The sequence below is a fragment of the Streptomyces sp. NPDC054841 genome (assembly GCF_053611045.1).
In genome coordinates this window covers 1-13,600 of record NZ_JBSGZO010000228.1, presented here as the reverse complement: position 1 = coordinate 13,600, position 13,600 = coordinate 1, and the positions used below count along the sequence as shown (strand labels likewise).

The 13,600-nt window shown below is 71.7% G+C and carries 7 protein-coding genes and 1 pseudogene; 4 read left to right on the top strand and 4 right to left on the bottom strand.

The genetic code is table 11. From position 1 onward, the window contains the following. Positions 1–89 precede the first annotated feature (89 nt). Entirely contained in the window at positions 90–908 is an 819-nt protein-coding gene (locus ACWGI8_RS26400; RefSeq protein ID WP_453664538.1) for a DUF427 domain-containing protein, read from the bottom strand. A gap of 91 nt (positions 909–999) precedes the next feature. Between ACWGI8_RS26400 and ACWGI8_RS26395 the strand changes: the two genes are divergently transcribed. Further along, positions 1,000–4,194 carry a BTAD domain-containing putative transcriptional regulator gene (locus ACWGI8_RS26395; protein ID WP_453664536.1) on the top strand — a complete coding sequence of 1,065 codons (3,195 nt, stop codon included), beginning with the start codon at positions 1,000–1,002 and terminating at the stop codon, positions 4,192–4,194. 84 nt (positions 4,195–4,278) lie between these two features. Here ACWGI8_RS26395 and ACWGI8_RS26390 read toward each other — a convergent pair. Together ACWGI8_RS26390 and ACWGI8_RS26385 are read right to left on the bottom strand one after the other, a co-directional pair. Continuing rightward, a pseudogene (locus ACWGI8_RS26390) lies at positions 4,279–6,224 on the bottom strand (sigma-70 family RNA polymerase sigma factor). Between the two features lie 243 nt (positions 6,225–6,467). Next, positions 6,468–7,235, bottom strand: a complete 768-nt coding sequence (locus ACWGI8_RS26385; protein ID WP_453664534.1) for a TetR/AcrR family transcriptional regulator — start codon at positions 7,233–7,235, stop codon at positions 6,468–6,470. A gap of 424 nt (positions 7,236–7,659) precedes the next feature. Between ACWGI8_RS26385 and ACWGI8_RS26380 the strand changes: the two genes are divergently transcribed. Continuing rightward, positions 7,660–9,057, top strand: a complete 1,398-nt coding sequence (locus ACWGI8_RS26380; RefSeq protein ID WP_453664540.1) for an NAD(P)/FAD-dependent oxidoreductase — start codon at positions 7,660–7,662, stop codon at positions 9,055–9,057. Between the two features lie 178 nt (positions 9,058–9,235). Beyond that, positions 9,236–10,960 (top strand): ATP-binding SpoIIE family protein phosphatase, encoded by a 1,725-nt coding sequence (locus tag ACWGI8_RS26375; RefSeq protein ID WP_453664532.1) that lies wholly within the window; start codon positions 9,236–9,238, stop codon positions 10,958–10,960. Between the two features lie 18 nt (positions 10,961–10,978). Here ACWGI8_RS26375 and ACWGI8_RS26370 read toward each other — a convergent pair whose 3' ends face one another. After that, positions 10,979–12,322: an MFS transporter gene (locus tag ACWGI8_RS26370; protein WP_453664539.1), complete on the bottom strand. Its 1,344-nt coding sequence runs from the start codon at positions 12,320–12,322 to the stop codon at positions 10,979–10,981. Positions 12,323–12,463: 141 nt separating this feature from the next. Between ACWGI8_RS26370 and ACWGI8_RS26365 the strand changes: the two genes are divergently transcribed. Further along, a complete protein-coding gene (locus tag ACWGI8_RS26365) occupies positions 12,464–13,063 on the top strand; it encodes a MarR family winged helix-turn-helix transcriptional regulator (protein ID WP_453664531.1) in 600 nt (199 codons plus the stop codon). The last annotated feature ends 537 nt before the right edge of the window (positions 13,064–13,600 follow it).

Sequence of the window (13,600 nt, the reverse complement as noted above, 5' to 3'; positions counted from 1 at the left end):
CCTCATACTGGGCGTATTCGGGCGATCCGACAACGCAGCGAGGTGCCGTAGCTGTCGTCGTGCGCCCGCCGGGGATTACGGGACAGCCCTTAGCGTGGCGGTTTGCTGAAGAGTGTGACCGGGCGTTCCTGCCGCTCTCCGTCGACGATGATGTCGACGGACTCGTTGTAAAAGGCCACCATGCCCTTGATGACGTTCACGGCCGGCAGCGGATCGGGATAGCTCCAGGCGATGTCGGGCCGTACGTCGTCGGCGCCCGCCCACGACCAGTATTCGGTCGCCACACCCTTGTACGGGCAGCGAGTCCGTGAGTCGGTCCGGGTGAAGAGATCGAGGCGGACGTCCTCGCGCGGGAAGTAGTAGCGGACCGGCAGATGCGTCTCGAACAGGAGCACCGGCGTACGCGTGTCCGCGACGACCGTGCCCGCGATCTCGACCTGGACGTGACGGGTGCTGGGCAGCGCGTCCACCCGTTTGTGAGGGTCACGAGGGTGCACGAAGATCTCCTCCTCCTCTTCGTACCAGTGCTCGAGCACGTCCCGCCCGAACCACTCGAAACAGATGTGACCGGCCAGCTCCTCACCGGGATACGTCCAGGCCGCCGCCTTGATGATCCGGTCGTCGAGCACGAGGTCGTAGAAGGCCGTGGCTCCCGCGTGACGCCGGGTCGCGGGCCGTTCGGTCCTTCGCAGCAGGTCCGTGCGGACGTCCTCGGCGGGGAAGGCGTACAGCGGTACGGGACGGCCGGGCTCCCACACGAGAATCGGCCGGTGGCTGTCGACGACCGTGACGTCGTCCTTCGTCCCGCGCACCCAGCGTTCACTGGGCTCCCAGATCACGCTGTCGGCCGGATCGGGCCCGCGCCGGACGACAGGCACGGATCGCGGAGTCCCGCTCGATGGGGTCATGAGTCCACCCTGCGCGGCGTCACGGCCCGCGGCAACGCCACGCCGCGGAAAAGCACGCGCACCCCCCGTGCCGCGTCGCGAGAATGGGGCCGTGCGGTATCTCATCCTCGGTGTCACCGAAGCTCGCGACGAGCGCGGCGGTCCCGTTCCGGTCGGTGGTCCGAGGCTGCGGGCGCTCCTGGGGGCGCTGGCGTACCGGGGCGGGCGGTCCGTCGGCGTACGGGAGCTCGTGGGGGATGTGTGGGGCGCGGAGCCCCCGCACGACGCCCCCGCCGCGCTCCAGGCACTCGTCGCGCGGCTGCGCCGCGCGCTCGGCAAGGGCGCGGTCGAGTCCACCCCCGCCGGCTACCGGCTCGCCGCCGTACCGGACGACATCGATCTGTACGTCTTCGAGCGCCTCGTCCGTACCGGCACCGCCCAGCTCGACGCGGGCGACCCCGGCGCCGCGGCCGGCACGTTCCGCGAAGCCCTGGCGCTCTGGCGGGGTCCCGCGCTCGCGGACCTTCCCGAGGGGGATCTGGGCGTCCGCCCGGAGGCCCAGCGGCTCGCGGCCGTGCGGCAGCGCATCGAGGCCGACCTCAGGTACGGGGCCGCCGACACCCTCGTACCCGAGCTCGAAGAGCTGACCACGGCGCACCCGTACGACGAAACCTTCCGCGTCCAGCTGATCCGCGCCCTGCGCGCCGAGGGCCGCCAGGCCGATGCCCTCGCCGCGTACGAGGACGTCCGCCGGACCCTCGCCGACGGGCTCGGCACCGATCCGGGTCCTGAATTGACCGCCCTGTACGGGCAGTTGCTGGCAGCCCCGCCCGCCGAGGCCGGGGGGAACCTGCGGCCCCGGCTCACCTCGTTCGTCGGGCGTGAGCCCGAACTCGAAGCCATCCGCGCGGAGCTGACCCGCTCCCGGCTGGTCACCCTCACCGGCCCCGGCGGCGCCGGCAAGACCCGGCTCGCCGAGGAGGCCGCCGCCACGGCCCCCGGCGCCTGGCTCGCCGAACTCGCCCCGCTCGACGATCCCACCGCCGTACCCGGAGCCGTCCTCTCCGCGCTCGGGCTGCGCGAGACGCACCTGATCACCCGGGAGGGGCAGCCGCTCCACGACGACCCCACCGACCGGCTCGTCGAGCACCTCGCGCACCGCGGCCCGCTGCTCATCCTCGACAACTGCGAGCACGTCGTCGGCGCCGCCGCCGAACTCGCCGAGACCCTGCTCACCCACTGCCCGCGGCTGCGGATCCTCGCAACGAGCCGGGAGCCCCTGGGGGTGCCCGGAGAATCCGTCCGTCCTGTGGACTCCCTGCCCCAGGACTCGGCCCTGCGGCTCTTCGCCGACCGGGGCGCGGCCGCGAACCCCGCCTTCCGGATCGACGACGACCGGGCGGCGGCCGAGGAGATCTGCCGCCGCCTCGACGGGCTGCCGCTCGCCATCGAGCTCGCCGCCGCCCGGCTGCGGATGCTCACTCCGCGCCAGATCGCCGACCGTCTCGACGACCGATTCCGCCTGCTGACCAGCGGCAGCCGCACCGTCCTGCCGCGCCAGCAGACCCTGCGCGCGGTCGTCGACTGGTCGTGGGAGCTGCTGGACGACGCCGAGCGCTCGGCCCTGCGCCGGCTCTCGGTGTTCGCCGGCGGCTGGGATCTGACCGCGGCCGAAGCGGTGAGCGTGGGCCCGGGAAGTGGGGACGCCGCCGCCCTGCTGGGCGCCCTCGTCGACAAGTCCCTGGTCACAGCCGTTCCCGACGGAAACGGCGAGATGCGGCTGCGGATGCTGGAGACCATCCACGAGTACGCCGCCGAGCGCGCCGCCGAGACTCCGGAGCTGCGCGCCGCGGCGGAGCGCGCCCACACCGCCCACTTCACGGCCCTGGTCGAGCAGGCCGACCCGGAGATCCGTTCGGCCGGACAGTTGCCCTGGATGCGCAGGCTGGAGGCGGACCTCGACAACATCCGCGCCGCCCTCCACCGCGTGACCGCACGGCGCGAGGACGAGCCGTACGCCCTCCGTCTGGTCCTCGCGATGAGCTGGTTCTGGTGGCTGCGCAACTACCGGCCCGAGGGGCTCGCCTGGGTCACGCGGACGGTCGCCCTCGCCCCGGACCCGGACCCGGACCTGGACGTCGGCGGCGGCCGGAGCGACCCCCGCTACTGGCCCCGTATGCACGCGCGGTTGCTGCAGCTCTTCTTCGACGAGAGCAATGCGATGCCTGCGGCGTTCGAGGATCCGGACACGCAGCGAACAGCCCGCCGGCTACGGGACGTCTTCCGCGCCGGCGGCGCGGAGGCCGCACGCTTCCCCGGGCTGGTCTGGCCCCTCGCCAGCTATCTCGCCGACGGCCCCGAACGGGTACAGGAGCTCCTGGACGAATCCATCGCCAACTGCCGTATCCACGGCGGCGACTGGGAGACGGGCGTGGTCCTGATGCTCCGTACGCACATGGCCATCGACTATCCGGGCGGTGTCGACGCGATCGACGAGGACCTCGCCGAGCTGCGCGACATCAGCCGCCGCGTCGGCGACCGCTGGATGCGCGCGCAGGTCGCGAGCGCCATCGCCGAGGCGGCCATGATGCGCGGGCGGTACGAGGACGCACACGTCGCGTACACCGAGGCGCTCGGCCTCGCCCGGGAAGTCGGCGCGCATGCCGAGGCCCCGTTCCTGCTGGCCCGGCTTGCCGAACTCGCCTACCGGAAGGGCGATGTGGAGGCCGCCGAGAAGGGCCTCGACGAGGCTTCCGACGAGGCCGATCGCTGCAACGTCCAGGACGCCCGGGCGTTCGTGCGGACGCTCCGCTCGGTGATCGCCCTGGAACGCGGCGAGATCCGGCATGCCCGCCGGCTCGCCGACGAAGCCAAGGCGGCCGCTGCCGCCGGTACGCCGCCGCCGCACTTCGCCGTGGCGCTCAGAGCTCTCGATGCCCGGATCGCCGCCCACGAGGAGGGCGGGGGCGCCCTCACCGGCGTGCCCGCACTCGCCGCCGCGCTGCGCGCCGCGCTGGAGTGCCGCTGCGCCGAGGTCATCACCGCACACATCACCGAGAGCGCCGCTGCCCTGCTGCCGTTGCTCGGCGAGGACCGGCTCGCCGTACGGATCCTCGCCGCGGCGGAGGCGTGGCGGACCGGCATACCCCGGTCCGTGCCGGAGCGCCGCATGGTGGAAGCCGTCGAGAACCGGATCCGCGCGAGCCTCGGTGAGGAGCAGTACGAGGCCGAACGCGCCGTCGGCGCCGGTCTCACCCTCGCTCAGGTCATCGAGGCCCTGGAAACGGCGGTGCCCAGCGGCACCTGATCTGGGACACCTGATCTGGGGCACCTGATCTGGGGCACCTGATCCGGGTCGGCTGATCCGCGCGGGCTGTTCCGGGCCGGGCGCTCAGTGGCAGCTGATCCGCGACTGCGCCCAGTCCGCGAGTGCCACCGAGTCGAAGGGGGTGTGCGGCTCCACCACCAGCCGGATCGTTTTCCGCCCGGAGAGAGCGACGCTCACCGGCACCGCCGGGTCGCCGCCGCGCAGCACGGGCGACCGCCACAGCCTCGCTCCGTCCCCGTACACGGAGAACCGCATTGCGCCGAGGCCGAGGTTCAGATCGTCGACCCCGACCAGGGCGTCGTACGAGGTGCACCGGCGGTTCAGGTCGATGGTCACGGACGACTTGGCGCGGACCGAGATCCCGTGCCCGTACCGGGTGCCGTCGATGGACATGCCCCAGCGCTGCCAGAGCCAGCTGCTCTCGCCGAGCCGCACCTCCGGCTCGGTGTGGTCACCGAACGCCCCGTACTTCAGCCGGTTGACCTGGTAGACGGTCGGGTCGGGCACCGTGGGCGGAGGGGGCACCTGGGTCGGCTTCGGCGCCGGCTTCTGCGTGGGCGTGGCGGGCTTCGGCTTCTGCTCCGGCGGTGCGGGCTCGGTCGCCGGGGGCTCCGGGACGGCCGGTGCGGGCTTCTGGGCCGTCGCGGGTGAGGGCTTCTTCGGCGACGGCTCCGGCGCGGAGGCCGAAGGCGGAGCCGAGGGCTCTGCCTTCGGCGAAGGGGCGGGCGGCTGCGGTACGACGGGCTGTGCGGCCGGCCGCTTCGCCTCGGGCTTCGGCGCGGCTGCCGGATCTCCCGACAGCGCCCACACGAGCCCGGCGGTGGCCGCTACGGCCGCCGCCGCGGCGATCCCGGCCTTCACCGGTGCCGCCAGGCCCTCCGCGGCCGCGACGCCGCCCGCACCACCGGAACCCGCGGTGGCCGACCCCGATCCGGCCGTGGCGGCGGCGGCACCCGCCCCCGCCGCGCCCGCGGCTGCGCCCGCCACGATCCCGGCCGCCTTGAGCGAGTACCCGGCGGCGAACCAGCCGATGACCGCGACCGGCAGCAGCGCGGGGATCCCGGCATTGACCTGCTCCAGCTCCCCCACGGCCAGCCGGCACTTGGCACACTCCTCCAGGTGCTTGCGCAGCCCCCGCTCGGCCCGCATCCGCAGCCCGCCCCGGGCGTACGCCCCGAGCCGGTCGGCGTGCTGCGCGCAGTCGCCGCCCGAGGTGAGCGTGCTGCTCACATGGGCCTGCAGATAGGCCTGCTTGAGCCCCTCACGGGCGCGGCTGGCGAGCACCGCCGTGGCGTTGGCGGTGAGGCCGAACAGCGGCGCCACGTCGCTGGGCGACTCCTCCTCGACGGTTGTGTGCCACAGCACCGCCTGCCACCGCTCGGGCAGCGAGCGGAAGGCCTGCAGGGCCAGTGACCGGTCGGCCTCGTGCATCGCGCGGACGTCCGCGCCGAGATCGAGGGTGCCCTGGTCCGGCACCTCGGAGGAGCGGGCGGCCTGGTCGGCGAAGACCGCGAAGTCCTCGACCAGTTGCTCCCGCTTCGAGGACTTCGTCCAGGCGGCGGCAACCCGGCGCACGGTCGTCAGCAGATAGGCCCGTACGGCCTGCTCGGCCCTGCGCCGCCGCGTACTGCCTGCAGCGTCCGGGCGAACACCTCGGCCGTCAGATCGTCCGCGGTGTCGGCGTCACGGCAGCACGTGCGTGCGTAGCGGCGCACCGCGCCCGAGTGCCGCCGGAACAGCTCCGCGTACGCGCTGTCGTCGCCTTCACGCATCCGCTGGACCAAGTCGGCGTCGGAAGGCGGCAGATCGGCGGCGGTGGCCCCGCTGCCGCCTGTGCGCTGCGGCGGCACGCTCGCGTCGGCGTCCACCGGTCGCCCGGCACCCGACGAGCGGCCGGCGCTCCTGGAATGCCCAGGACCGCCCTGGCTCGGGACCTGCTGCGAAGGCAGCCCGCCGGTCTCCGCGCCGACTGCCCCGGCGAGTGGCTCGTCCCGATCGTCACCGTTCATCGCGGAAGCTCCCGTACGCACCCAGTGACCCGAACACCGGCCAAGAGTGCCATACAGCGGCAACGGTCAGGACTCCCCCGGACGCACCAACCACTCATCCGGGGAGGCCTCCCGAAACCGAGCACGAGGGTTCGCCCGTTCGGGGAGTCCGAACAGACCGCACGCCCCCGCGCCCCGCCCCCAAGCGCCGACCTCGTCGTCACACCGACCGTCGTCACAACTGCTGCGTCACACCGACCGTCGTCACACCGGCCGAGAGCGCAGACCCTCCAGCAAGATGTCCAGCAACCGGGCCGACGCCGCGGCCTGCTGCGCAGCATCGGGCAGCGACGGCGCGGCCGTGGCTATCACCAGCAGCACATCGGCCACCGTGACATCGCCCCGCAGTTCACCGGCCTCGCGCGCCCGGTCGACCAGCTGCCCCACGACCTCGAGCAGCTCGCCCGCACCCGCGTCGTCCTGCTCGGCCGTCGACGCCGGACGCGGTGCGATCACCCGCAGTTCGGGCTGACCGGCGATGCCCAGCCGCTGCTGCGGCACCCGCGCCTCGTCGCGCGGGGCCTCCGCTACGACCGTCGAGTCCTCGACGTCCACACCGACGCGCAGTACCTGCGGCGGCAGCAGCCGGCCCGCACCCGACGCGACCGACGTGCGCAGGAACCGGGAGAGCGCCGACCACGGCTCCTCCTCCTGGCCCAGGGCCGTACGCGCCTGCTCCGTCAGCCGGGAGGTCTCCTCCTCGGCTATCCGCCGTACGAGCACGTCCTTGCTCGGGAAGCGGCGGTAGACCGTGCCGACGCCGACCCTCGCCCGGCGCGCCACGTCCTCCATCGGCGCCCCGTAGCCGAGTTCGCCGAACACCTCACGCGCGGCGCGCAGAACATGCTCCAGATTGCGCTGCGCGTCCACGCGCAGCGGAGCCGAACGGCCGGCCGCAGTCGTCGCCATCCGCCCGTTCCCACCGACGTCGGTGGCGACAGCGGTCGGCCAATGCGAATCCTGAATGTGCATGAGCGTTCCCCCGGTAATGATGTCGTCTCCCCCCGGAGACTCCCCGCCGTGACAGTCGGGTGAATCAGACGAGTCACCGACCCGACACCCCGACGAGGTACGAACATAGTTGAGTCGGGGTCAATTCAGAAGGGGCAGTTCCGTACGGTGCGCCCCCCGATCGGAGCAAGGGCCGGAACGTTCCTGTTTCCGCCCCCTCCCTCCACCCCCCTTGTCCCCGCTGACCTGCGCACCTTCCCCTGTAGCGGGGAACCGGCCAGGTGCTGCCCGGCCAAAACCTGCGGTCACACAATTTGCCGGGGCTGTGGACAAACTCCTGAGGCCGTTGCGTCATGGGAAGGTGAAGGCTGCATACTCCCGGGACACGACCCCCGGTTCCTCGCCGCGCACGCGCATTCTCGTCGTCGGCGGTGGCTACGTGGGGATGTACACGGCGCTGCGACTCCAGCAGAAGCTGAAGGCGGAGCTGGGGCGTGGCGAGATCGAGATCGTCGTGGTGACGCCCGAGCCGTACATGACCTATCAGCCGTTCCTCCCGGAAGCGGCGGCCGGCGCGATCTCGCCCCGCCACGTGGTGGTCCCGCTCCGCCGCGTCCTGAGCAGCTGCAAGATCCTCATCGGCGATGTCAGGACCGTCGACCACGCCAAGCGCACCGCGACGGTCACGACCCTCGCCACCGCGGAGGAGGGCACGGGCGGGATCCAGCTCGGGTACGACGAGTTGGTCATCGCCCCCGGCTCGATCTCCCGCACGCTCCCGATCCCCGGCCTCGCCACGTACGCCATCGGCTTCAAGTCCGTCGAGGAGGCCATCGGCCTGCGCAACCACGTCATCGAGCAGATGGACATCGCCTCCTCCACCCGCGAGCCCGCCCTGCGCGACGCGGCCCTCACCTTCGTCTTCGTGGGCGGCGGCTTCGCAGGCGTCGAAGCGCTCGGCGAGCTGGAGGACATGGCCCGCTACGCCACGCGCTACTACCACAACATCAAGCCGGAGGACCTGAAATGGGTCCTGGTCGAGGCGAGCGACCGCATCCTCCCCGAGGTCGGGGAGGAGATGGGCCGGTACGCCATCCGTGAGCTGCGCGCCCGCAACATCGACGTACGGCTGGAAACCCGTCTCGACTCCTGCGAGAACCGTGTCGCCGTCCTCAGCGACGGCACCCGGCACCCGACCCGCACGGTCGTGTGGACCGCCGGCGTCAGGCCCGCGCCCGTCCTCGCCTCCACGGACCTGCCGCTCAACGAGCGCGGCCGGCTCAAGTGCACCGCCCGGCTCACCGTCGAAGGGGTCGAACACGCGTGGTCGGCCGGTGACGCCGCCGCCGTACCGGACGTCACGTCGGACGAGCCCGGCAAGGAGACCGCGCCGAACGCCCAGCACGCCGTCCGTCAGACGAAGGTCCTGGCCGAGAACATCGTCGCGTCCCTGCGCGGGCAGCCACTCAAGGAGTACGCGCACGCATACGTCGGATCCGTGGCCTCGCTCGGTCTGCACAAGGGCGTGGCGCATGTGTACGGCCGTAAGCTCAAGGGCTATCCCGCCTGGCTGATGCACCGCGTCTACCACCTCAGCCGCATGCCCACCTTCAACCGGAAAGCGCGCATCCTCGCCGAGTGGACACTGTCCGGTCTCTTCAAACGTGAGATCGTCTCGCTCGGCTCGCTGGAACATCCGCGCGCCGAGTTCGAACTCGCCGCGGGAGCCGTACCTTCCAGGCCCCTCACACGCCGCCACGAGGACCCGCCGAGAAGCGGTCGCGCACCGCGGCCGACGGACAAGCCGGGCCCGGCATCGGGGGAGGAGCCCAGAAAGGACTGACGCCGCTGTCGGTGCGGTCGGTCACACTGGACGTGTGACGATAGGTGGACCGACATCTGCACAGAGTGACCTGTCCCCGGGGCGCGGCCACCACGACGACCAGGATGCTGCCGCCCGTGCGTACGAGGGCGCAGCCGCGCAAGACGATCAGCAACGACACCACGAGGCTAGAAAAACCGTGAACTTCACGCGTTGGAGCGCCCGGCTCCCCGGTACGCAGCGTCGCGCCGCAGCGCGGATGGACCGTGGCTCCGTGCCCGCGGCCCGCGGCGAGTACGACCGGCGGCCGGACCGCCTGCCTGACGCCACCGACGCCACCGAAGCCGACGCCGACGCCGCCCCTGGCGCGCCCGGCTCGCCCGCTGCGCCCTCCGCGCCCACGCTGGAGCACTTCTCCGTGCGGGAGCTGCTCGGCCCCCTGCCCGCCCTGGTCGCCCTCGTCCACGGCCCGGAGCACCGTGTGTCGTACGTCAACGACGCCTACGCCGCGGCGTTCGGCCCCCGTCCCACTGGTTCCCTCGCCGCCGAAGCCTGCCCCGAACTCGCCGAGCTGGGCCTGCTCCCGCTGATGGACCAGGTGCTGCGCAGCGGACGGCCCCGCACCGTGAAGTCCCGCCGTTTCCAGGGCGGCGGTTCGTACACGGTCACCTGCCTGCCCGCCGATGCCCCCGGCCACGACGGCCAAGTCGTCAGCGGAGTCCTTGTCTTCGCCGCCGATGTCACGGACCACGCCGAGGCCGCGGAGCGGCTGCGCGCCAGCGAGCGCCGCCACCGCGAAACCGCCGTCACCCTGCAGCGCTCCCTGCTCCCGCAGGAGCTGGAGCAGCCCGACGACCTGCGGATCGCCGCCACGTACCAACCTGGCGGCACCGACGCCGCGGTCGGCGGCGACTGGTACGACGTGATCACCCTGGGCGCGGGCCGCACCGCCCTCGTCATCGGGGACGTCATGGGCCGCGGGGTGCGCGCCGCCGCCGTCATGGGCCAGCTGCGCACCGCCGTCCGCGCGTACGCCCGCCTCGACCTGCCCCCGCACGAAGTGCTCCAGCTGCTCGACGGACTGGCCTCCGAGATCGACGCCAGCCAGATCGCCACGTGCGTCTACGCGGTGCACGACCCCAACGAGGGACGGCTCGTGTACGCGTCGGCGGGCCACCTGCCGATCCTCGTGCGCGACGCGGACGGTGCGGTCCACCGTGCCGAGGAGCCGACGGGCCCCCCGCTCGGCACCGGTGGCTGGATCCACACCTCCGGCACGATCGCCCTCCAGCCCGGTTCCACCGCCGTCCTCTACACGGACGGGCTCATCGAGCGGCGCGGCGAGGACATCGACGAAGGCGTCGCCGCCCTGGAGCGCGCGCTGGCGGGAGCGACCGGCACCCCCCAGGTGGTCTGCGACCGGCTCATCCGCTCCCTCGGCGTGACGGCGGAGCACGACGACGATGTCGCGGTCCTCGTCCTCCAGCACCCCACCCGCACGGGTTCGGACGCGGAGCTCTTCCACAACGCGGCACTGGAGCTGCTCGGCGGTGTCGAAGCGGCGCCCCGCGCGCGTGCCTTCGCTTCGGGGGTGCTGGCCTCCTGGCGTTTCCCCGGGGAGTTGCGCGATCTGGGCGTGCTCGCCGCGAGCGAGCTCGTGGCGAACTCGCTGCAGCACGGCACGCCACCCATGCGCCTGCGGCTCCGGCGCACCGACCGCCGCCTGATCATCGAGGTGACGGACGGGGACGACCATCTGCCGCGCCGCCGCCGCGCGGAAACGGAGGACGAGGCGGGCCGCGGGATTTCCATCGTCGCGACGATCGCCTCGTCCTGGGGGAGCCGCCGTACCCCTGGCGGCGGCAAAGCGGTGTGGTGCGAGTTCGCGCTCCCCGATCAGGAACTCGACCAGGTGCCCGACTAGGTCCCGTCCGAAAAGGACCTACGCGGAGGCCTCGGCCTTGCTCCGTGTGCCGTGCGCGTCCTGCATGTCGTGCGTGTCCTGCGTGTCCTGCGTGTCGTGCTCGGGGCGGTGCTGAGCGACGATCCGCGACTTCGACGCGAGCGCCGGCTGGTCCTGTACGGCCGTGAGGTTCCGCCCCAGCCTCATGGCCAGCACGGTGATACCGAGCGAGAAGAGCACGAACGTCACGATGTACGGACCGTGCAGCGACGCGCCCATCGGCCCGCCCACCGCCGGGCCGACCGCCAGCGCGAGCTGCTTGACCAGCGCGAATGCCGAGTTGTACTGCCCGACCATCGACTCCGGCGCCAGGTCGGCGACGAGCGGCGCCACGGTCGGCGACAGCATCGCCTCACCGAGTCCGAAGAGCGCGTACGTCGAGATGAACGCGGCCGTCGCCATCGTCTGGCTGCCGTGCCCGAGCCCCGCGTACCCCGCGACGAGCCACGCGACGGCCCAGATCAGCCCGACCGCGGCGATCACACGCGAACGCCGCCGCCGCTCCACGAACTTCAGTACGAGGAACTGCGCGGCCACAATCACCGCGGTGTTCGCGGCCAGGGCGATGCCCAGCGTCGCCGGGTCGATCCCGGCGGCCTCCGTGCCGTATGCCGCCAGCCCCGACTCGAACTGCCCGTAGCAGGCGAAGAACAGCACGAAGCCCAGTACGGACAGCTGCACCATGGCCCGGTGCCCGAGCAGTGTCCGCAGCCCGCCCTTGGCCTTCGCCTCGGTGTTCTCGGGCCGGGCGTCCTGGATCGACGGCGCACCCGGCATCCGGACGGTCGCGGCGATCCCCGCCAGCACGACGAACATCGCCGCTTCGATGCCGTACAGCAGGGTGAAGCTGGCGGGCCGGCTCTCGTCGACGATCTGCCCGCCGACGAGACCACCGATTCCGAGCCCCAGGTTCTGCAGGAAGAACTGCATGGCGAACGCCCTGGTCCGGGTGGACGGGCGGGAGCACCACACGATCATGGTCGCGAGCGCGGGCTGCATCACGGCGGTGCCGGCGCCCAGCAGCGCGGCGGAGAGCACGGCCGTCGGCACGCTGCCGGCCAGCCCCATGCTCAGCGCACCTGCGGAGGCCAGCAGCGCGGCGACTACCAGAACGGGCAAGGGTCCCCGCCGGTCGATGGCCCTCCCGGTGAAGGGGAGGACGACAAGCGCGGCCATGGCGAAGACGGCGAGCACGGCCCCCGCCGTACCCGCGCCCAGGTCCCGCACCTGAGCCACATACACATAGAGATACGGAACGGTGAACCCGAGCCCGAACGCGCTCAGCACGTTCCCTGCCTGGATCCGGCGCATCGCAGCGCCCATCGCCTTGGTCACACTCACCTGCTTCGGTTGGTCCGTCGAGCGGAGGACTGAAGTCTCAAGACTTCAACAGTAAAGTTAGAGCCTTAACAGTACACATCGAAGGACTTAGAAGCCAACCCGATGCATGGGATAGTGAGGCGCATGTCCGACACCCCCGAGCAGCCCGGCCGCCAGACGCGGGCCACGCAGGCCACTCAGCACTCCACGGCCGCGCAGGAGCCGAGCCTCGACGAACAGATCGCGGCGTATCAGCGCGAGTTCCGCGACCTGGACCCCCAGGTGGAGAAGGTCGTCTCGGCCCTCGGCCGGCTCAACCGCCGGATGAACGTCGCGTACGGCCGCCAGGTCGCCGCCCTCGGCATCAGCAACGCCGAGTGGGAGGTCCTCAAGACCCTGGTCCTCTCCGGCGCCCCCTACCGCCTCGGCCCCGGCGAGCTCGCCAAGCGCCTCGGCCTCACTCCGGCCGCCATGACCCATCGCATCGACCGCATGGCGGGCGACGGCCTGGTCACCCGCGACCGCGACGAGACCAACCGGGTGCGCGTCATCGTCGAGCTGACGGACGAAGGGCGTTCGAAGTGGCTGGAAGCGATGCGCATGGCCACGAACTTCGAGGAGGACCTCCTCCAGGACCTGTCGAGCGAGGAGCGCGGAGTCCTGGGCGAGTTGCTCATCCGCGTCCTGCGCCGCGTGGAGCACACCCAGCCGGACGCCGGCGGCCGGCTCACCGACCTGGACTAGCCGCCTGGCCGCCTGGCCGCCCGGCCAGGAAGATCAGGAAGGCGGTCTGGAAGGTGTCCTGCAGATGGACGAACGGGTGAGTTGACACACCCCTGGTCGATCCGTAAGGTTCTTCGAGTTGTCACGGAGCCGGAACGGTTCTGCGACGACCACTCCCGCCGCTCATGCGGCAACCAAACTCTGCACGATCTCCCGACCGGGACGAATTTTGGCATGCCGAAATTCATTTCGATTGACTCGATTATGAGTCACCCGGGAAATCCGCTAGAGTTTGAAACGTCGGAACGGCCGAGCGGCCGGAAAGACAAACCCCTCTGACTGGGAATCAGGCCCGAAAGGATCTGATAGAGTCGGAACCGCCGGAAAGGGAAACGCGAAAGCGGAGAACAGCCCGGCAGCCCGCTCCAGCGGGTGGCAGAAACGGAAATCGGATCTGCTAAGCTGGAAACACCGAAGGGAAGCGCCCGAAGGAAAGCCCGAAAGGGTGAGTACGAAGGAAGCGTCCGTTCCTTGAGAACTCAACAGCGTGCCAAAAAT